This is a genomic window from Pseudomonas benzenivorans (assembly GCF_033547155.1).
GTDB lineage: Bacteria > Pseudomonadota > Gammaproteobacteria > Pseudomonadales > Pseudomonadaceae > Aquipseudomonas > Aquipseudomonas benzenivorans_B.
This window is the reverse complement of record NZ_CP137892.1, coordinates 3,977,305-3,997,590: the sequence shown is the minus strand read 5'-3', so window position 1 is coordinate 3,997,590 and position 20,286 is coordinate 3,977,305. Positions and strand designations below refer to the sequence as shown.

At 65.8% G+C, this 20,286-nt stretch carries 18 protein-coding genes; 8 read left to right on the top strand and 10 right to left on the bottom strand.

Features of this window, described 5'->3' with window-relative positions; translation table 11 throughout:
* Positions 1–33: 33 nt before the first annotated feature.
* The 3 genes from SBP02_RS18565 to SBP02_RS18555 form a co-directional block, all read right to left on the bottom strand.
* Complete coding sequence (locus SBP02_RS18565) at positions 34–594, bottom strand: NADPH-dependent FMN reductase (protein WP_318643872.1); 561 nt, start codon at positions 592–594, stop codon at positions 34–36.
* Between the two features lie 141 nt (positions 595–735).
* Positions 736–1,695, bottom strand: a complete 960-nt coding sequence (locus SBP02_RS18560; protein WP_318643871.1) for an HlyD family secretion protein — start codon at positions 1,693–1,695, stop codon at positions 736–738.
* Between the two features lie 3 nt (positions 1,696–1,698).
* The gene (locus SBP02_RS18555; protein WP_318643870.1) at positions 1,699–2,058 is read right to left on the bottom strand and encodes a DUF3302 domain-containing protein; all 360 of its coding nucleotides are present in this window, start codon (positions 2,056–2,058) and stop codon (positions 1,699–1,701) included.
* A gap of 174 nt (positions 2,059–2,232) precedes the next feature.
* Between SBP02_RS18555 and SBP02_RS18550 the strand changes: the two genes are divergently transcribed.
* Positions 2,233–2,886 (top strand): DUF3313 domain-containing protein, encoded by a 654-nt coding sequence (locus SBP02_RS18550; protein WP_318643869.1) that lies wholly within the window; start codon positions 2,233–2,235, stop codon positions 2,884–2,886.
* Here SBP02_RS18550 and SBP02_RS18545 read toward each other — a convergent pair.
* Positions 2,883–3,736 (bottom strand): IS5 family transposase gene (locus SBP02_RS18545; protein ID WP_318643868.1). Its coding sequence is split into 2 segments (ribosomal slippage): positions 2,883–3,394 and positions 3,394–3,736, totalling 855 coding nucleotides; the frame shifts between segments, so codons are not numbered across the junction. The two genes, SBP02_RS18550 and SBP02_RS18545, sit on opposite strands and share 4 nt — an antisense overlap.
* A 30-nt stretch (positions 3,737–3,766) precedes the next feature.
* Positions 3,767–4,690 (bottom strand): LysR family transcriptional regulator, encoded by a 924-nt coding sequence (locus SBP02_RS18540; protein ID WP_318646375.1) that lies wholly within the window; start codon positions 4,688–4,690, stop codon positions 3,767–3,769.
* Positions 4,691–4,802: 112 nt separating this feature from the next.
* Between SBP02_RS18540 and SBP02_RS18535 the strand changes: the two genes are divergently transcribed.
* Entirely contained in the window at positions 4,803–5,876 is a 1,074-nt protein-coding gene (locus SBP02_RS18535; protein WP_318643867.1) for a polyamine ABC transporter substrate-binding protein, read from the top strand.
* 13 nt (positions 5,877–5,889) lie between these two features.
* Complete coding sequence (gene speB, locus SBP02_RS18530) at positions 5,890–6,852, top strand: agmatinase (RefSeq protein ID WP_318643866.1); 963 nt, start codon at positions 5,890–5,892, stop codon at positions 6,850–6,852.
* 9 nt (positions 6,853–6,861) lie between these two features.
* Here speB and SBP02_RS18525 read toward each other — a convergent pair whose 3' ends face one another.
* On the bottom strand, positions 6,862–7,935 hold the full coding sequence (locus SBP02_RS18525) for an NAD(P)H-dependent flavin oxidoreductase (RefSeq protein WP_318643865.1): 1,074 nt from the start codon (positions 7,933–7,935) through the stop codon (positions 6,862–6,864).
* Positions 7,936–7,952: 17 nt separating this feature from the next.
* Positions 7,953–8,561, bottom strand: a complete 609-nt coding sequence (gstA, locus tag SBP02_RS18520) for a glutathione transferase GstA (protein WP_318643864.1) — start codon at positions 8,559–8,561, stop codon at positions 7,953–7,955.
* Between the two features lie 109 nt (positions 8,562–8,670).
* Here gstA and SBP02_RS18515 point away from each other — a divergent pair, with 109 nt between their 5' ends.
* On the top strand, positions 8,671–9,582 hold the full coding sequence (locus SBP02_RS18515; RefSeq protein ID WP_318643863.1) for a LysR family transcriptional regulator: 912 nt from the start codon (positions 8,671–8,673) through the stop codon (positions 9,580–9,582).
* 115 nt (positions 9,583–9,697) lie between these two features.
* On the opposite strand, the gene SBP02_RS18510 is transcribed toward SBP02_RS18515, so the two are convergent.
* The 3 genes from SBP02_RS18510 to SBP02_RS18500 form a co-directional block, all read right to left on the bottom strand.
* A complete protein-coding gene (locus tag SBP02_RS18510) occupies positions 9,698–11,248 on the bottom strand; it encodes an acyl CoA:acetate/3-ketoacid CoA transferase (RefSeq protein WP_318643862.1) in 1,551 nt (516 codons plus the stop codon).
* Between the two features lie 10 nt (positions 11,249–11,258).
* On the bottom strand, positions 11,259–12,644 hold the full coding sequence (locus SBP02_RS18505) for a GntP family permease (RefSeq protein ID WP_318643861.1): 1,386 nt from the start codon (positions 12,642–12,644) through the stop codon (positions 11,259–11,261).
* 348 nt (positions 12,645–12,992) lie between these two features.
* Positions 12,993–14,459, bottom strand: coding sequence for a sigma-54 interaction domain-containing protein (locus tag SBP02_RS18500; RefSeq protein ID WP_318643860.1), 1,467 nt, complete (start codon positions 14,457–14,459; stop codon positions 12,993–12,995).
* A 459-nt stretch (positions 14,460–14,918) separates the two neighbouring features.
* Between SBP02_RS18500 and SBP02_RS18495 the strand changes: the two genes are divergently transcribed.
* From SBP02_RS18495 to SBP02_RS18480, 4 genes are all read left to right on the top strand, one after another.
* Positions 14,919–16,265, top strand: a complete 1,347-nt coding sequence (locus SBP02_RS18495; RefSeq protein WP_318643859.1) for a site-specific integrase — start codon at positions 14,919–14,921, stop codon at positions 16,263–16,265.
* Between the two features lie 242 nt (positions 16,266–16,507).
* Positions 16,508–16,690, top strand: coding sequence for a helix-turn-helix transcriptional regulator (locus SBP02_RS18490; protein ID WP_318643858.1), 183 nt, complete (start codon positions 16,508–16,510; stop codon positions 16,688–16,690).
* 397 nt (positions 16,691–17,087) lie between these two features.
* The gene (locus SBP02_RS18485; protein ID WP_318643857.1) at positions 17,088–17,288 is read left to right on the top strand and encodes a hypothetical protein; all 201 of its coding nucleotides are present in this window, start codon (positions 17,088–17,090) and stop codon (positions 17,286–17,288) included.
* Between the two features lie 5 nt (positions 17,289–17,293).
* On the top strand, positions 17,294–20,269 hold the full coding sequence (locus tag SBP02_RS18480) for an ATP-binding domain-containing protein (RefSeq protein WP_318643856.1): 2,976 nt from the start codon (positions 17,294–17,296) through the stop codon (positions 20,267–20,269).
* Positions 20,270–20,286: the final 17 nt, after the last annotated feature.

Below are 20,286 nucleotides of genomic sequence, written 5' to 3'. Positions count from 1 at the left end.
TCGCCCTCCGGATCGCCCTGCCGCGAGCGGGGATCATCCCTTGGCGTGCTGCTCCACCCACTGCGCATAGGCATCGATGAACTTCTGCAGGAACGGCTTGATGCCGTCGCCGAGCATGCCGGCCTCCTCGAAGAAGCTGCCGGCGCCGCCCAGGTAGGCCTCGGGCTGCTGCATCATCGGCACGTCGAGAAAGACCATGGACTGGCGCAGGTGCTGGTTGGCGCCGAAGCCGCCGATGGCCCCCGGCGAGGCGCTCAGCACGGCCCCCGGTTTGCCGCTGAAGGCGCTCTGGCCATAGGGGCGCGAGCCGACGTCTATGGCGTTCTTCATCGGCGCCGGCACCGAACGGTTGTATTCGGGGGTGACGAACAGCAGGGCATCGGCTGCCTTGAGCTTGCCGCGAAAGGCGGTGTAGGCCTCGGGCGGCCGCGCGCCGTCGATGTCCTCGTTGTACAGCGGCAGGTCGCCGATCTCGACGATTTCCAGCTGCAACGAGGCCGGCGCCAGTTCGGCCAGCGCCAGGGCCAGCTTGCGGTTGATCGAGGCCTTGCGCAGGCTGCCGACCAGCACGGCGACGTGATGGACCTTGCTCATGACGACTCCTCGCTCCTGTCTGTGGGGGCCAACGCAATGGGCCTGAACTGAAACTATAGACCGCCGCCCGGCGCCCTCGGCGTCTGGCCGCGCAGGCGCCCGGCTGGCGGTCGCTGAGGCCGTATCCGAATGCCCTGCCGGTCAGTGGAAGGGGAAGATGTAGTTCATCCAGGCCGACATGCGCAGGAGTATCTTGCGCATCACCGCCACGTGCTGGAAGTGCTGGCTGTAGATCGCCGTTTGCGCATAGGCGCCGCCCGGTATGGCGGCGCTGTAGGCGGCGAACTGCGGATCGGTGATCTCGATGTTGACCGGCACCCGCCCCGGCGGCTGCGCACCGTTGAAGCCGGTCAGGTTACCCGAGGGCTGAACCTGCCCCTCGGCGATCACCGTGAGCACCTGTTTCACCCTGGCGGAGAAGACCTTGCCGGGGATGCCATCGAAGGCCACCTCCGCCTCGTCTCCGACGCGCAGGCGTAGCAGGCTGTTCTGGCGCATCCAGGCCGTGTAGTAGTGACCCTCGGCCGGGATGAAGACCATGGACGGGCGCAGCGGCAGCCTGGCCGCATACATGCCCGGGCGCAGCGAGACGTGAGTGACGAAGCCGCGGCTCGGCGCTCGCACCACGCTGTGCTCGAGCTCGTACTGAGCAATGCCGAGCTGCGCCTGCAGGTCGTTGACCCGGGCGCTCAGCACGTCGACGTCGCGGCGGTTGCCCATGCCGCGCTTGGCCAGGGTGCTGGCTCGGTAGAGATCGGCCTTGGCCGCGGTGACCTGGGCCTTGAGGGATTTCACCCGATTGTCGAAGGGCAGCGGGTCGATGCGGAACAGCACGTCGCCCTTTTCCAGCGGTTGGTTGGGCTGCACCGGCACTTCCACCACCTGGCCGCTGACCACCGGAATCACCGGCGTCGAGACGAAATACAGGCGGCTGGTTTCCGAGTAGGGATGGTTGTAGTTCATCAGGAAGATCAGCGTCCCGATCAGCACCACCCCGCCGAGGAACGCGGTGGGTACGCTCCACTTGTTCAGCGGGATGCGGAAGAGCTTGAAGATCGCGGTGCACAGCGCCGCATAGGTCAGGATCAGCAACAGGTCCATGGCTCAGGCCTCCGGCTCGTCGGGGCTGGCAGCGCCGCTGGCAGCAGGCTGTTCCAAGGCGCTGACCCGCTGGCGCAGCTCGGCCAGTTGGGCCTCGAGTTGGCCGAGCCGTTCCCCCTCCGCCGGCGTCTGGGCGAAGCCCCAGCCGCGGTCCTGGCGATACAGCGTGGCCCAGATCCACAGGAAGGGCCAGATCAGGTGCAGGGTGAACAGGCTGACCCAGCCGGCCACGTGGATCGCATCCTGGTGGGGATGCTGGCGCCTGGCTGCGATCTCGTAGGGGATGTCGTGGATGACGATGATGCCGTAGAACAATACCAGGCCGACGAAAACCAGCAGGCCGAGGGCGAAGTAGTCCAGCATGGCGATCGCTCCTTGCGCGGTGGGGAGGGGGCGGTTGCCGGCCTGTCGCCCGGCACTGCCGCTGCATTTCAGCGTAGACGCTCCGCGGGCGCTGTCGGTCTGCTCTTGCGCCGGCGCAGGCAGCGTCGGCCTGGTCTAGAGTCAAGCGAGCTTAGGCCAACGGAGCTTGCCGCGATGCAGATGAAAGCCCTAGTGGTAACCGGCCTGGCCGCAGCCCTGCTCGCAGGGTGCGCCAGCGACACCCCCCAGCCCGCGCAGTATTCGGGATTTCTCGGCGACTACGCGAAACTCCGGCCGGCGCAGTCCGCCAGCGGCGCCAAGGTCATGCGCTGGGTGGCGGCGGATTTCGACCCGCAGCGCTATGCCGCGGTCCTGGTGGAGAAACCGCAGTTCTACCCCAGTCCACAACCCAGCCCGCAGGTCAGCCAGCAGACGCTGGATGAGATCGCCAGCTATCTGCAGCTGGCGCTGCAGCGGGAGCTGGCCGGGCGCCTGCGCATCGTCACCCGGGCGGGTCCCGATACCCTGGTGCTGCGCTCGGCGATCAGCGCCATCCACCTCTCGCCCGAAGGCCTCAAGGCGTACGAGGTGGTACCCATCGCCCTGGTCGCCGCCGCCGCCAGCACGGCCGCCGGCACGCGAGACCTGGACAGCGAGATCTTCGTCGAGCTGGAGGCGCGGGATGGCGGCGACAGCCGCGTGGTCGCCCAGGTGGTGCGCAAGGGCCATGGCCTGCCGCTGGAGAACGACCAGACCCAGCTGCGCCTGGAGGACATCCGCCCGGCCCTGGACGCCTGGGCCCGGGATGCGCGCAACTTCAAGCCCTAGGTTCTGTACGAAAAGTACTGCCGTAGGCATCGCAGCGTGCAAGCCAGCGTGACCATCGCGCCAAAACTTCTGGCGAGCTTGTCGTAGCGGGTGCCGATTCTCCGGCTCTCTTTCAGCCAGCCAAACATCCGCTCGATGATGTTCCGTTGCCGGTATTTCGGGCGATCAAATAGCCGAGGTAGTCCTGGCTTGGGTTTGCGCTTCATGGTGCGCTGCGGAATCACTGGCTGCATGCGGTAGCGGTCGCAGTACTGGCGCAGATGCTCGGCGTCGTAACCTTTGTCGGCCAGTAACCAACGACAACGCTTGCGAGGCCGTCCCGACTTTCCGGGGATACGCACCTGCTCCAAGAGCGGCTGAGCATGTGCAATGTCGCTGGCTTGCCCCGGTGTCAGCATGAAGCGAAGAGGTATCCCATTGGCATCGCAGATCAGGTGAATCTTGGTAGTCAGGCCGCCTCGGCTACGTCCCAAGGCATGGTCTACCGGTTCTTCTGGCCCCCCTTTTTCCCGGCGCCAGAAGAGGCTCGGGTTGCGCGCACCGCGGTGGAGTCGATCATCCACGTATCCAAATCAATCAGGCCTTCCTGATTCAACCGGACGTGCAATCGCTCAAGTACTCGCTCAAACGTGCCATCGTCTCGCCAGTCACGGAACCGTTGATACACCGTTGACCACGGGCCGAAACGTTCCGGCAGATCACGCCAGGCGGCTCCCGAGCAGAGGATCCAGAAGATGCCGTTGAGCACCAGCCGATCATCACTGCGAGGCCGGCCCATCTTCTGTTCCGGGGAAACCAGATCCTTGATCAACTCCCAGGCCGCATCCGGGAGTTCGTAGCGCCTTGCCATGTGGGCCTCCAGCCAATCATGGCGATGATTCTACCTGCACCGACTTTTCGTACAGAACCTAGGAGCGAAGGCGCCCAGCAGGTCGTCGACGAAGGCTAGCTGCGCCTCGCTCGGCTGCCGCCCGCGGTGGCTGGCCAGGCGGAACTGCACGCTGAAGCCGAATTCCTCGGGCAGCAGGGCACGCAGTCGGCCCCGGGCCTCCCAGGGGGCGGCGATGTGCCGGGGCAGGTAGCCGATATGGGCGCCGGACAGGACGAAGGCCAAGGTGCCCTCGACCTGTTCGCTGCGCGCGCTGCTGGCGGCGGCCTGCCAGGGCTCGTCGGGGAGGATGTAGCGGTAGGGGTGGTGCACGCCGTCGGCGTCCCGCAGCTGCTCGGGCCTGACCTCGGCCCGGACGAACAGGGGGTGCTCGGCGGCGCAGTACAGGGCCTGGCGCTCCTCGAACAGCAGGCGGTAGTCCAGCGCGGCCTGGGCGCCGGAGAAGTAGCCGATGGCCAGCTGCAGCTGGTCCTGCAGCAGGCGCCGCTCCAGTTCGGCGGGCATGGCGCTGATCAGCTCGATCTGCACCTCCTGGTTGCGCCGGCGAAAGGCGCCGATGGCGGCGCCGACCCGCGCCAGCACGTCGTCGTCGAGGGCCTCGGACAGGCCGATGCTGAGCGAGCCGAGCAGCTTGTCGGCCATGCCCTGGGCCTCGCCCCTGAAGGTCTCGAGGGCGGCGAACAGCTTGCGCGCGGCGAGCAGCACCTGCTCGCCCTTGGGGGTCAGGCGAAAGCCCGACTTGCCCCGTTCGCACAGGCGAAAACCCAGGCGCGTCTCCAGCTTGGCCATCTGCGTGCTGATGGTCGACTGGCCGATGCCCAGCTCGCCCTGGGCGGCGCTGAAGCCGCCGCTCTCCACCACGGTGAGGAACAGGCGCAGCAGTTGCAGGTCGAGGTCGCGGACTTGGCTGAGCATGGCCTTCACGCATTGATGGCTGTCGATGTCAGAGTAGATCACTTCGTATTTATTCGAAGCAAGCGCCGGCGCAGGATGGGCCTACCGAGCCAATCCGAACGAGGTGATCGCCATGCGTCTAGCTGCGAGCGTGTTGCTCCTGGTCTGTGCCCTGCCGCTGCAGGCCGAGGAGCGGGTGCTGAATATCTACAACTGGGCCGACTATGTGGCGCCCCAGGCGCTCGAGCGCTTCCAGCGCGAGAGCGGCATCCGCGTCAAGTACGACACCTTCGACAGCACCGAGGTGCTCGACAGCAAGCTGCTCACTGGCGGCAGCGGCTACGACGTGGTGTTCCCGCCGTCCAGCGGCCTGGCGCGGGCGATTAAGGCCAAGGCGCTGCAGCCGCTCGGCACGCTGCGCAATGCCGGCAACCTCGACCCCGAGCTGCTGGCCAAGCTGGCCCGGGTCGACCCGGGCAACCGCTACGGCGTGCCCTACACCTGGGGCACCGTAGGCCTGGGCCTCAACCGCCAGGCGGTGGAGCGGCGGCTGCCCGGCGTGGCGCTGGACAGCCTCGACCTGCTGTTCAAGCCCGAATTCGCCGGCAAGCTCAAGGACTGCGGCATCGCCGTGCTGGACTCGCCCCAGGAGGTGGTCGCCATCGCCCTCAACTACCTGGGCCGGGCCCCCTACAGCAACGCCGCCGCCGACCTCGAGGCGGTGCAGCAGCTGCTCGCCCGGTTGCAGCCGAACCTGCGCTACGTCGGCAGCGGCCGGCATATCGACGACCTGGCCAAGGGCGAGATCTGCCTGGCACTGACCTACACCGGCGATGCCGGCATGGCCGCGGCCCGCGCCGCCGAGGCGCAGCAGCCGTTCGAGGTGCTGTTCCGCATTCCCCGGGAGGGCACGCTGATCTGGTTCGACACCATGGCCATACCGGTGGATGCGCCCCATCCCGAGGCGGCCCGCGCCTTCATCGACTTCATGTTGCAGCCCGAGGCCATCGCCGAGCTGACCAACGAGTTGTATTTCGCCAACGCCAATGCCGCCGCCACGCCCCTGCTGGACGAGGCGGTGCGCGGCGACCCGGACATCTACCCGCCGGCCGCGGTGCGCGCCAAGTTGTTCCCGGAGCAGATCCAGCCGCTCAAGCAGCAGCGCCAGCGCACCCGCCTGTGGACCGCCTTCCGCACCCAGTATTGAGGAGACCCAGACCATGGATCACAGCTTCGACAACGACCAGGCCATCACCCGCGACAGCCTCTACGGCACCGCCGCCGAGCCGACCTACGCCGGCATCACCAGCTTCATGCGCCGCCGTTATACGCGGGATTTGCGTGGGGTGGATCTGGCCATCAGCGGGGTGCCCTTCGACACCGCCACCACCAACCGGCCCGGCTGCCGCTTCGGCCCGCGGGCGATCCGCGCCGCCTCGGTGCAGTCGGCCTGGGCCCGGCATTTCCCCTGGGAGTTCGACCCCTTCGACCTGCTGGCCTGCGTCGACTACGGCGACTGCTACTTCGACCACGGCCGCCCCGAGGCGGTGCCGGCGGCGATCCAGGCCCATGCCGAGCAGATACTCGAGGCCGGTTGCGCGCTGCTGACCCTGGGCGGCGACCACTTTATCAGCTACCCGCTGCTCAAGGCCCACGCCAAGCAGCACGGGCCCCTGGCACTGATCCACTTCGACGCCCACAGCGACACCTGGCCGGACGAGGAGGGTGCGCGCATCGACCACGGCACCATGTTCTACCACGCCGCCCGCGAGGGCCTGGTGGACCCGGCGCACTCGGTGCAGGTCGGCCTGCGCACCACCAACGACGACGTCATGGGCTTCCAGGTGCTGGATGCCCGCGAAGTACATCGCAGCACGCCGGCGCAGATCGCCGAGCGCATCCGCGCCCGGGTCGGCGAGCAGCCGGTGTACCTGACCTTCGACATCGACTGCCTCGACCCGGCCTTCGCCCCCGGCACCGGCACCCCGGTGTGCGGCGGCCTGTCCAGCCACCAGGCGCTGGAGATACTGCGCGGCCTGCGCGGCATCAACCTGGTGGGCATGGACGTGGTGGAGGTGGCGCCGCCCTACGACAACGCCGAGGTCACCGCCCTGGCCGGCGCCACCCTGGCCATGGAGATGATCTGCCTGTACGCCGCCCGGCATAAGCGCGGCGAGCGCTAGGCGCCGCCCTCAGCGGCCCAGCAGGCGGTCGGTCTGGGCCAGCAGGCTGTGCCACAGGGCGCCGGCGTCGCGCTGTTCGAGCAGGGCGGCGGCCTGGCCGCACCAGAGCGCCAGCAGGTCGTCGCGGCCCTGGGCCAGGGCCGCCGGCTTGAGCGCCGCGGCGAACTGGCCCTGGACCGGGTAGCCGGGCAGGCGCGCCTGGTGCGTGGCCAGCTCCGTCAGCAGGCGGTTGCGCAGGCCCCGGGCCAGACGCCCGCTGAAGGCGCGGGTCAGCGCCGTGTCGGCGGCCTGGGGGGTGAACAGGGCCTGGCGGTGCAGCTCGCTGGCGCCGGACTCGCGGCAGGCGAGGAAGGCGGTGCCGATCTGCACGCCCTGGGCACCCAGGCACAGGGCGGCGGCGATGCCGCGGCCATCGGCGATGCCGCCGGCGGCGATCACCGGGATGCGCACCGCGTCCACCACCTGGGGGATCAGCGCCAGGCCGCCGATCAGGCCGTCCTCGGGCGGGCGCAGGAAGGCCACCCGGTGGCCGCCAGCCTCGCAGCCGCTGGCCACCAGCATGTCCACCCCGGCCGCCTCCAGGGCCTGGGCCTCGGCCACCGTGGTGGCCGTGCCCAGGGTCAGGATGCCGAGGCGGCGGCACTGCTCCAGTGCCTCGGCGCTCGGCACCCCGTAGACGAAGCTGAACACCGCCGGGCGCGCCTGCAGCACGGCCTCCAGCTGCTCCTCGTAGCTCGGCCAGGGGGCCGCCGCGGGGGGCGGCGGCTCCAGGCCCAGCTCGGCGAAGTAGGGGCGAAACGGCGCCAAGGCGGCGTCGAATTCGTCCGCCTCCAGCTCGTGCTGCTCGCTGGGGTGGGGCAGCCAGAGGTTGAGGGCGAAGGGCTTGGCCGTGCGCGCGCGGATGGCCGCCGCGGTCTGCCCGATGGCCGCGCCGTCCAGGTGGTGCACGCCGAACGAGCCGAGGCCGCCGGCCTCGCTCACCGCCGCGGTCAGTGCCACCGAGGACAGGCCGCTGCCGAACGGCCCCTGGATGATCGGCGCCGCCAGCTGCAGGCGCCGGGAAACTTCGGTATCGCGCCACATCTGGGCTACCTCGCGCATCAGGGTTGCAGGCCTTCGGCCGCCAGGGCCGCGCGTACCGACGGCAGTTCGCCGATGCCGGCCAGGTAGCGCTGCAGCGGCGCCAGACCGCTCAGGTCGAGGCCGACCAGGGCGCCCCAGCGGGCCACGGTGAACAGGTAGGCGTCGGCCAGGGTGAAGCGCTCGCCGCACAGGTAGGCGCGCTCGCCCAGACGCTCGGCCAGCCAGGCGAACTTGTGCAGCAGGGCCGTGCGCAGCAGCGCCTTGGCGCTCTCGTCCAGGGCCGGATTGAACAGCGGCGAGAAGGACTTGTGCAGCTCGCTGCTGATATAGGCCTGCCACTCCAGCACCCGGTAGCGCGCCGGATCGCCGCTCGCCGGCAGCAGGTCGTGGCGGCCGGCCCGTTCGCAGAGATACTGGGCAATCACCGGTCCCTCGCTGAGCAGCTGGCCGTCGTCCAGCTGCAGCAGCGGCACATAGCCCTTGGGGTTGAGGGCGCGGAAGTCCTCGCCCGCGGCGGTGCGGTGGCTGGCCAGGTCGACCCGCTCCAGGGTGCAGGGCAGGCCGGTTTCGTGCAGCAGGATGTGGGCGACCAGGGAGCAGGTGCCGGGGGTGTAGAACAGCTTCATGACGATTCTCCGCAGGGGTGGATAAACACAGCGGATTCAGGTTATTTGTGACGGCCTATCCGATAAATACCGGGCCTGGCATTTCACCTGATACAGGATGTAATCAATCATGCAGCGACAATTCGGCGGGGTACTGCTCGGCAGCATGGAGCTGTTCTGCCTGGCGGCCGAGCTGGGCAGCTTCACCGCCGCCGCCCAGGCGGCCGGGATCACCCCGGCGGCGGTCAGCCGCTCGGTGGCGCGGCTGGAGGCGCGGCTGGGGGTGCGCCTGTTCACCCGCACCACCCGCCGGGTCAGCCTGACCGAGGCCGGCAGCGACTATTTCCAGCAGTGCCGCCAGGCCCTGGCCCAGCTCGGCGAGGCCGAGCGCCTGGTCAGCGGCCGGCAGAGCGAGCCGGCCGGCCTGCTGCGCATCAGCCTGCCCACCACCTACGGCCACTACCGGGTGCTGCCGCTGCTGCCGGCCTTCCGCGCCCGCTACCCGCAGGTGCGCGTCGAAGTGGAGCTGAGCAACCGCAACGTCGACTTCACCAGCGAAGCCTTCGACCTGGCCATCCGCGCCCGCGCCCAGGCCGATTCCAGCCTGATCGCCCGGCCCCTGGAAGACGCGCCGCTGGTGGTGGTGGCCAACCCGGACTACCTGCGCCAGGCCGGTACGCCGCAGAGCCCGGCCGATCTGGACGGGCACCAGTGCATCCAGTTCCGCCTGCCCAGCAGCGGTCGACCGGTGCCCTGGCTGTTCCGCGAGCAGGGCCGCGAGGTCGAGCGCTACACCCAGGGCGACTACTGCTGCGCCCAGGACATCCTCGCCTGCGCCACCCTGGCCCGCAGCGGCGCCGGGCTGGCCCAGCTGATGCGCTTCATCGTCGAGGACGACCTGCGCGCCGGGCGCCTGCAGCAGGTGCTGCAGGACCATGGCGGCTGCAGCCGGCCGTTTTCCCTGATCTATCCCAGCGGCCGCCATCTGCCGCTGCGGGTGCGGGTGTTCATCGACTTCCTGCTGCAGGCCGTCGGGCGCTGAGGGCATGGCCTCGCCTGCCTCTGCGGCCATTGGCGCCGCGCCGTGGCGGAGGCAAGCCGGGAAAGCGGAAAAAGAGCGCGGGCCCAAGGGGCGGACCCGCGCTTTCGCTCAAGGCTTACAGGCTCTGCTCCAGGCCCAGGCGCCCGGGCTGGAACAGCCGCGGGTCCATCGACCTGGGCGCCCGCACTATGGGGGGGAAGTCCATGCGGGCGAGGATGTCGCGCTCCAGGTCCACGCCGGGGGCGATCTCGACCAGCTCCAGGCCGTCGCGGGTCAGGGCGAACACGCAGCGCTCGGTGACGTAGAGCACCGCCTGGCCGCGCTCGGCGGCGAGGCGGCCGGCGAAGGTGCGGTGTTCCACCGCGGCGACGAACTTGCGCAGCCGGCCGTCCTCGACGATGCGCAGGCGGCCGTCCTCGACGCGGATGTCCTGGGGGCCGGCGCTGAAGGTGCCGACGAACACCACGCGCTTGGCGTTCTGGCTGATATTGATGAAGCCGCCGGCGCCGGCCAGGCGCGAACCGAACCGGGACACGTTGAGGTTGCCGGCGGCGTCGGCCTGGGCCAGGCCGAGCACCGCCAGGTCGAGGCCGCCGCCGTCGTAGAAGTCGAACTGGTAGGGCTGGTCGATCAGTGCGCTGTGGTTGCTGGCCGCGCCGAAGTCCAGCCCGGAGGCCGGCACGCCGCCTATCACCCCGGGTTCGGCGGTCAGGGTCAGGCGCTCGATCACCCCTTCCTCGGCGGCCACCGCCGCCACGCCCTCGGGCATGCCGATGCCGAGGTTGACCACGGCGCCGGCCGTCAGCTCCTGGGCGGCGCGGCGGGCGATCAGCTTGCGCACGTCCAGCGGCAGCGGCGCCAGGCTGTCCATGGGCACCCGGGTCTCGGCGGCGAAGGCCGGGTTGTAGGCGGTGGCGAAGGTCTGCTGATGGTTCTTCGGTTCGGCCAGCACCAGGCAGTCGACCAGGATGCCGGGCACCTTCACCGCACGGGCGTTCAGCGAGCCGCGCTCGACCAGGCGTTCGACCTGGGCGATCACCAGGCCGCCGCTGTTGTGCGCGGCCATGGCGATGGCCAGGCTCTCGATGGTCAGCGCCTCGCGCTCGAAGCTGAGGTTGCCGTCGGGGTCGCTGCTGGTGGCGCGGATGATGGCGACATCGATGGGGAAGGCCTGGTAGAACAGGTAGTCCTCGCCGTCGATCGGTAGGCGCCGCACCAGGTCCGCGGTGGTGCAAGCATTGAGCTTGCCGCCGCCGAACTGCGGGTCGACGAAGGTGCCCAGGCCGACCCGCGACAGCTGCCCCGGTTTGCCCGCGGCGATGTCGCGAAACAGCTGGGAGATCACCCCCTGGGGCAGGTTGTAGGCTTCGATGCGGTTGTCCACCGCCAGCTTCTGCAGCCCCGGCACCAGCCCCCAGTGGCCGCCGATCACCCGCCGTACCAGGCCCTCGTGGGCCAGGTGGTCGAGGCCGCGGCCGCGGCCGTCGCCCTGGCCGGCGGCATACACCAGGGTGAGGTCGCGCGGCGCCTGCTCGGCCAGGAAACGCCGCTCCAGGGCGATGGCGACCTGCTCGGCGAAGCCGATACCGACGAAGCCGCCGGTGGCCAGGTTGGCCTGGTCGGGGATGCGCGCCACCGCCTCGGCGGCGCTCATGATCTTGCTCATTGCACGAACCTCAGAAACTGCCGAACAGGGTGCCCAGGGTGATGACCACCACCAGGGCGACCATGGGGAAGGCCACGGTGTTGACGAAGATGAACCTGTAGGACTCGCGGTGGCTGAGCTTGCAGATCGCCAGCAAGGAGATCACCGCGCCGTTGTGCGGCAGGGTGTCCATGCAGCCCGAGGCCATGGCGGCGACCCGGTGCAGCAGCTCAGGGCTGATGCCGGCGGCGGTGGCCAGGGTCAGGTACTGCTCGCCGAGGGTCTTCAGGGCGATGGACATGCCGCCGGAGGCCGAGCCGGTGATGCCGGCGAGGATGTTCACCGCCACCGCCTCGGACACCAGCGGGTTGCTCGACACCCCCAGGACCAGGTCGCGGATCACCACGAAGCCGGCCAGCGAGGCGATCACCGTGCCGTAGCCCACCTCGGCGGCGGTGTTGAGGATCGGCAGCATGGAACCGAAGGCGCCGTCGTTGACGCTCTGCCGCAGGTCCAGCCAGCGCCGCCAGTGCAGTGCCACCAGCAGCAGGATGGCGGCGCCGAGGGCGACGATGATCGACCAGATGCCGATCAGCGACTTGGCGTCCTGCAGGCCGCCGTACTCCGGCCTGGCCAGGAAGCTGGCGTCGATGCCGGGCAGCACCTGCTTGGCCATGACGAAGTTCAGGGCTATCACCAGCAGGATCGGCAGCAGCGCCAGCCAGAAGCCGGGGATGTCGCCCCTGTCCTGCGTCACGGCTTCGTCGGCGTGCGCGCCGTAGCCCTCGCCGGCGGCCATCAGCTTGCGCGCCTGGGCGCTCAGCCACCAGCTGCCGAGGGCGAACATGATCAGTCCGGCGATCAGCCCCAGGCCCGGCGCGGCGAAGGCGTCGGTGCCGAAGAAGGGGTTGGGGATGGCGTTCTGGATCGCCGGGGTGCCGGGCAGCGCGGTCATGGTGAAGGTGAAGGAACCCAGGGCGATGGCGCCGGGGATCAGGCGCTTGGGGATGCCCGCCTCGCGGAACAGCGCGGCGCCGATCGGGTACACGGCGAAGGCCACCACGAACAGCGACACCCCGCCGTAGGTGAGGATGCCGCAGGCCAGCACTATGGCGAGGATGGCCCGCTGGCTGCCGACCTTGGCGACTATGCCGTGGGCGATGGCGCGGGCCGAGCCGGAGTCGTCCATCAGCTTGCCGAACAGCGCGCCGAGCAGGAACAGCGGGAAGAACTGGATGACGTAGCCGCCCATGGCCTTCATGAACACCTGGGTGTAGGTGGGCAGTAACAGGGCGATGTCGCCGGCGAACAGCAGGGCCAGCAGCGCCAGCAGCGGGGCGAGGATCAGCACGTTGAGGCCGCGGTAGGCCAAGTACATCAGCAGGGCGAGGGAAATGAGGATACCTAGGGTTCCCATGGGTGATTCCTTTTGTTGTTGTTCTAGCGGCTCGTGGCCGTTACGTGGCAAGGCGCGATACGGGGCAGTGCGCCTTTGTCGGGTATAGAGCCAGAGTCGTGCCAGGTGCGATGGCGGCTCGCGTCGAATGCCGCCGAGCCGCTCTGCAATGGCCCTCTCGGCGGGATTGACGGAGTCCTTTGGGCGGCGCGTTCGGGTGCCGCGCTGTCCAGAGTTCTGGAATGTGTCCAGGATTCTGGAGCGATGCCCGACGATGGATTCCAGGGTTCTGGACTCCCAGGGTTGGGCCGTGCGGCGTTCTGCGGCCCTGGGTTGGGTGCCGCCAGGCGGCGAGCCGCAACCCGGGCCTCAACCGTGCCGGCCTAGCCCATGCTGCGCCAGCTTGGTGTACAGGCCGGCGCGGGAAATGCCCAGGCGCGCGGCCGCCAGCTGGCGGTTGCCGCCGCTGGCGCTCAGGGCGCGTTCGATGGCGCTGCGCTCTGCGGCGGCCAGGCTCTGTGCCAGCGTCTCGATCTCGGCGGCCGGGGGCGGCGCGCTCGTCGGGGCAGGCGGGGCGGCGACCCGTGGCTGCCCCAGCAGGGCACCCAGGCGCGCCGCATCGAGCAGGCCGTCCTCGGCGTCGAGTTGGACCCGCTCGAGCAGGTTGCGCAGCTCACGCACGTTGCCGCTCCAGGGCTGGGCCGCGAGCAGGGCCAGGGCGTCCGCGGCGAGTTCCATGGGCGCCTGGCCGGAGCGGTTGGCGATGTCGTCGAGCAGGTGCTCGACCAGCGCCGGGATGTCCTCGCGGCGCTCGCGCAGCGGCGGCAGGCGCAGGGCCAGGACGTTGAGGCGGTAGTAGAGGTCGTCGCGGAACTGGCCGGCGGCGACCCGCGCCTCCAGGTCGATATGGGTGGCGGCGATCACCCGCACGTTCAGCGCCTTGACCTGGTTGGAGCCCAGCGGCTCGATCTCCTGTTCCTGCAGCACCCGCAGCAGCTTGGCCTGCAGCGGCAGCGGCAGGTCGCCGATCTCGTCGAGGAACAGGGTGCCGCCGTTGGCCAGCTCGAACTTGCCCTGGCGCGCCTTGCGCTCGGCGCCGGTGAAGGCGCCCGGCGCGGTGCCGAACAGCTCGGCCTCCACCAGGGTCTCGGGAATGGCGGCGACGTTGACCGCGACGAAGGGGCCGTTGGCCCGCGGCGACAGGTTGTGGATGCCCTGGGCCAGCAGTTCCTTGCCGGTGCCGGTCTCGCCGCGCAGCAGCACAGTGGCGTCCAGCTGCGCGGCGCGCCGGGCCTGGCGCTTGACCTCGGCGGCCGCCGCGCTGGCGCCGATGAAACCGGCGATGGTGTAGCGGGCGCGGCGCGCCTTGGCCAGCTCCTGCTGGGTCGCCAGCAGCTGACTCTGCAGGCCGTTGTACTTGGCCATCAGCGGCTTGAGGTGGCGCGCCCGGTCGAACAGCACGAAGCCCAGGGCGCCGACCAGGGTGCCGTCCGCGTCGCGCAGGGGGATGCGGGTGACCACGAAGTGCTCGTCGCCGAAGGCCATCAGGTCGAGCATGCTCGGCAGGCCGCCTTCCACCACCTCGCGCAGGCGACTGGCCGGCAGCACCTGCTCGACCTCCTTGCCCAGCACGCTGCGCGGGTCGTCGATGCCGATCTTTTCCGCGTACTTGTCGTTGATCCAGACGATGCGCGCCTGGCGATTGACCGCGATGGTGCCCTCGCACTGGGCGTTCAGGTGATCGAACAGCAGCGGCATGGCCAGGGCGCGGAAACGCTCCGGGGAGGCGCCGATGATCAGGCCGTGCTGGTCGAGATCGTCGCGGGAGATCGCCATGGCTGGGAAGTCCGGCAGGGAGAAGCGAACGATTATGGGCGGCGTCCGGTCCCAGCGGCAAGGCGGCGCGAGCCGGCCCGAACTTTCCCGCAGAAAAGAAAAAGGCCGGCGTGGAGGCCGGCCTGCATCTTTGCGTTGGATGGTGGGCCCACACGGACTCGAACCGTGGACCAAAGGATTATGAGGCAGTAAAAAGCACGTTTCTGGTCGTTTCCCGCCGTCTCCCGAAAAAAGCCGATTTAGCGCGTTATCCTGAAATCAAGGGGTTAGGTGTTTCCCCTTGGTTCCGGGTGTGGCGGGTCATGCCCTTAAAAACGGTACGCAAAACGGTACGCAAAAATGGCAGAGGCATCGGGCAAGGCGAGTAGTAGGAAATTTCTGACAGATGTGGAGCTGAAGGCGCTTAGGCCTGGTCAGACTGCCACCGATTCGCTACCAGGCCGTGGTAGCGGATCAATCTTGTTCGAGTGCCGTGCCTCAGGGGTCATTGAAGCCTACTACCGCCGCCGTGGTGAAGGTGGGCAGAAGGTCAAGGTAGGTGTCTTCAAGAAAACACCGAAGAGCCCTGGTCTATCTCTTACTGAGATTCGCGAGCAAGCTGTCCGGTTTGCAAAGATTGCGGCAGAGCATGGTGACATCAAAGCCTATCAAGCCAAGTGTGTCGCTGAAGAAGAGGCCCGGCAGGCTGAGCACCAACGCCAGCTGCACGAGCAGCAGCGTCTCGCCGAGATCGAAGCATCAAAAGGCACTCTTTCTGAGCTATTTCGGGACTACATTGAAGATCGGAGGCGCAACGGTGTTTCAGTCCAGCAACTCGATGAGTTTGAGCGCGTGCTGCGTAACGATTTAGAGGGTGAAAAGGTGTTCTCCGTGGCCGACGATGGCCAAGAACAGAGAATCAATGTCATGGCTATGAAAGCTAAGGATGTCAGGCCAGAGCATGTGAATCTGCTGCTGAAACCAATCTGGGAGCGAGGAGCGGAGCGTCAGACTGGTAAGGTTCGTTCGTTTCTCGTAGCGGCTTTCAACTTTGGCCTGAGAGCGGAGCATCATATCGACCGAAGCAGTAATAAAAGCTACGGACTCCAGATGAACCCTGCGGACCCAGTGACTGTCCCGAATTCCTCAACGCCTGGCGAACGTGCTCTGACTGATAAGGAGCTGAAGCATTTTTGGCAGACCATAACGCAGGTTGGGGCGGCAGTAGGGCCGATCATGGCTCGTGTTTTTCACTTTGCTTTTGCTACTGCAGGGCAGCGACCTCTCCAGTTCATCCGTGAGCCCTGGTCCAGCTACAACCTTCAAGGCAAGTACTTGAAGATCATCGATAGCAAAGGGCGAGGCGGTAAAAAGCGTCCTCACTTTGTTCCCTTAAGCGCCAGAGCACTGCAGGTGCTAGAGCAGGTTCGTGCCTTACAGCCGCAAGGGGCTGTATATCCATGGAGCATTGATGGGCAAACGCCGATTCACCCGTCCAGTTTGTCTCATGCGGTGAGCGAGTGGTTTGCGACTGAGCATGCCAAGCTGGATGGCCAGCCCGTGCCAAAATTTACCCCGCGTGATATCCGGCGCACATGCACGCAGTTCATGCAGCGCAACGGTATCAAGGATTTCGATAGTGACGCGTTGCAGTCACACGGGCAAACAGGTGTTGTCGAGATGCACTACCGCAATAACCCTGAAGCGAAATTACCCCAGATGCGCCCGACCATGGAGGCATTTGATGCTGCGCTGGGCTGCCTGCTCGATGGTGAAGAGGAGGATGAGCATCAAGCTGAGCAGTTGGATTTGTTCGAAGCTGGATAATTTATGGGAAGTCAAGTGTTTTATTGCTTGGCATGAGTGACTGTGTAAATATACAGTTATTGGGGTTGTGCGGAGCTCCATGGTTTGCCGCTGTGTCGTTGTCTACTTGATGCGCTGCGGAAATGGAAAAGTAGATCTAATGCCTCGAAGGCACGATCCGCCTGAGTAGTTCATCATGAGGAAAACATCACTACAGCTGCACTCACATCTCCTTGCGGTCACCTCGATTCTGGAGGTGACCTATGTCTGAGATGGTTCTCCTAGATTTCAATGCCGTCAGCCGCAAAGTCGGTCTGAGCCGCAAGACCATCTACTGCCGGATCCGGGTGGGCGACTTCCCTAGGCAAGTGAAAATAGGTCGAGCTAGTCGCTGGCTTCAGCATGAGGTCGACGATTGGATAGCAAGCGCAGCGGCAGCGAGATAGAGAAGAGGCCGGTCGATTGATCGGCATTTTTTTACCTACCTGGAGCGTAGGATTTTCAGTCCTACAGTCTTTTGCTGTTGGCGCTGGTGCCGAATTGGCCCATGCGCCGACGCAAGACTGGCCTACCTCTGATTGGTAAGAGTCCGGCACAGGCAATGGATCGCAAGAACGACAAAGCGTTGTTCTGTATTTCATGGGACAAGGCCATAAGGCAAAATGCCTTCAGTCTGCGTACACCTAGCAAGAGTTGCCGAGAGCACTTTTACGGAAGCAGCCTTCAGAAGTTGTTTAGGCAGGGATCGCCCATGCAGTACCCCCTCGTTTTACCCTCAAACCACGTCCACCAGCTGCCCCGGCGCGCTGTTGTCCGCGCGTGCCTGCGCAAGAGCCCAAGACCATGAGCAACCACTTCTCCCTCGGTGTGTGCCTCGATACCCGTGCTGCCGAATGGCATTTCAAACGCTTAGACATGACCCCTGAGTGCGGCAAACTGCTGACCTGCGAAGCCACCATGGACTACCGCACACCCTTCTTCAAGTCGGATTGGGAAGAGGATTGCCGCGGGGTGTGGACGTTTCTTGCCAAGTATAAGGAGTGACAGGTATGACAAAGCAGATCAGTGAAGCATGCCTGCGTAAGGTTGCCCGTGAAGAGCTGGAGATCCTTGAGGGGATGATCAACTACGCCGAGCGGATGATCCGTGAGGGTGATCTGGCTTACCGGGGTATGAAGCGTAATGCCTATGGTAAGGCGCTGGTGATCGAACGAGAGAACGGGGGGGGCGCAACATTCCGCCTAGGTATGGATCCGCTGGTGTACCCCAAAGCGAGCTCGGGCTATGCCACTCCCCACTCACCGGTTGGCCGTCTTTGCGCTGTGGCCGGTATGGGGTTCGAGGGGTATTCCAAAGCGTGGGGCGACTACCAGGTCACTGAGGCTCGCCAGTTTCGTCGACACAATTTCGAAGAGCTTGAGCAGCATGCACGCAATTTTCTGGCTATGGGCGTGGAGAACGCCGGTGGGCAGGGCAACGTGATGGATCTACGTGCATTTTTAGGGAAGGTCATCGCGGCGGCGGATCAGGTTGTCCGCAAGTCACCTGCCGTATCGAGCAAACAACCTTCAAGGTCGGAGGAAGTGCAGAAACCGGTTGCCACTGTAGCGCCAGTCGGCAGAGTTAAGGTCGACCCAACAGCGCCGGCGAACGGCGAAGCGAAAATACCGGAAATCTCGCTAGGGATTGAGGTTTCCACAGGCAACACTCTATCTGAGAGTGCTCCTGCGTCGAACGAACCGTTAGAGTCATCCTCGGTACCTGCCGCACCGGTGCTGCAGATTCTCGATGACGATGAGGAAGAGGGTTCCTCACTGCCGATTGCCGATGTCGATGATCTGGATGATGACGTTGGCGGCGAACTCACAGAGCGGATGAGCCTTGATGAGCACTTTTTCCTGAATCGAACCCTGAATCAGGACAAGATCATTTCCCGGGCACCGGTTGGGCCGATGTGGGTCGAGGGCGTTGCGGGCTCAGGTAAGACCTCGGCCGCACTCGGGCGGACCAAGATGCTCTGTGACTTCAATTCGAATGAGGTGACGGATCGTGAGACGTTTCGGTCCATTCTCGGCGACGACTTCGACTACTGGGAAGGCGAGTTTGCCGGCAAGTTTTCTCAGGATGGCAGCGTCGGCTTCGTCCGCACGGCCGAGCTGATCCAGTACCTCAAGGAAACCTGCAGCCGTCTTGGCATGCCCGGTTTGCCGGTGCTTGAGTATCACGAGTTGCGCTCCAGGCTGCGCAGCTATCGCCATCTGGAATCTTCGGGTAGTTCTGGTAAGCGCTTCAAGCACAGTAGCGACGAGGGGCATTCGCTGACCACCACGCTGGCCTGGCTCAATGCCGCTCGGCTTGCGCTGGCGCGGGTGATTGCCGTCGACTTGCGGGAGCGGCTGGTTGAGGTCGAAAGCGAGCATCTGCAACGGTTCACTGCCCACCAGCGCAGTCTGTTTGCCGCTGCCCGCCAAGGGCTTGAAGCTGGTGTTGATGAGCTGGCGCAAGAGCTGCTCTCGCCCTTGGCAGCGGAGCGATCCTTGTATCGGCTCGCCGCCAGATTGTTGGAGAAGATTCAGTCGCTGGCACAGCGCATTCTGGGCCCAGTAACCCTGAGTATTCATCTGGGGGGGCACATTGCCTATGGCGAGGGCGTTCCGGAGCTGGCACAGAGGCTGGCAGAGTTACCAGTCGATTTGTTCCAGCAACCCAATCAGGTTTTTGTGCTGTACAGGGCGGGTGCTGCTGAGGGGGGCGAGGCATTGCCCTGTGTGTCGAGCAGTCGTTACCAGTTCCTATCGGCTGATAACCAACCTCTGTCTTTCAATGCTGCCTTGCAGGCCTCTCTTGAGGGGGCGAGCGTCCGGGTGCTTTTGCCATCGTTAGCGAGTGGTGACGGGTATGAGGCCAGATTCATGCCGGTCAATGAGCTATTCATTCCACTTGGTACGCCCAGGTCCTTGCTCTATCTGGAAGGCGGTGCACTGAAGTGGCTGAAGGTCGGCAGTGGTGTCGGTAGCCAGGTGCTGTCTGATGAGGACGAACAGGCGCGTACTTCGGTGCGAAAGATCTTCCAGCAGGTGGCATTGGACCGTTTGGCCAAGCCGCTGAAGAACTTCGCGGGGCTTTATGCAAAGGCGTTGTATGAATACGCCGACAGCTTCCCTGATGCGGCCATTGCATGGCAGGTGCTGGAGCGTCTTGAAGAGCAGCGCCTGAGTGATTCGGATATCGACTTGCTGCTGTGTCTGGCTCACGACCTGAGCGCCGGAGTAACAGCAAAGCTCCCCGCCAGCCTGCGCGAGGCACCCTTCTATCAGAGCGTGTTTGTCGATGAGGTGCAGGACTTCAGCGAGCAGCAGATCTACCTGATGACCTCCCAGGCTGATCCGCGGTACAGCGCTATCACCGTGGTGGGAGACCGTTCGCAGCAGCTACTGCGCAACGAGGAGATGCACATCGCGAATTGCTTCCCGATTGGCACGCGCCCGGAGTTAGTGGTGCTGGATGAGAACCTGCGGCAGAAAGGGCAGCCGGATCTGGCCGCGCTAAGTGCGGTATTGCGGCAGTTGTTTAAGCGCGGGGCCGATACAGATGTACAGCAGCTGGACGCTGCCCTTGTGCATGATCAGGTAAGCGAGCAGGGCGCCTACACGTTGCGAGGCTTTGCCCTACGTGACGAAGAGTACAAGTATCTGTGCGAGTTGATTGCCGCTATCCCTGAAAATAAGTCGGTTGCTGTCGTGTTGCCTGACCAGAAAACCGCCCGGGCCCTGCATTATTTATGTGCGCAGGTGCTGGAGGGTAGCTTCCGCAAGATGAGCGTGTCGGAGCAAATTGATCTTTCGAAGAAGTATCTGGTGCACTTTACGTCGGTGCTGCATGTGAAGGGGCTTGAGTTCGATGTCGTGCTGTTGCCAATGGTTGACCAGTACGACCTTGGCCAGCCGGTATTCCGAAACCGGTTGTATGTAGGGTGTACGCGTGCGAGACAGCGGCTGGTGATGAGTCGGCTGCGCGTTAGTTGATAACCAAGGATTGATTG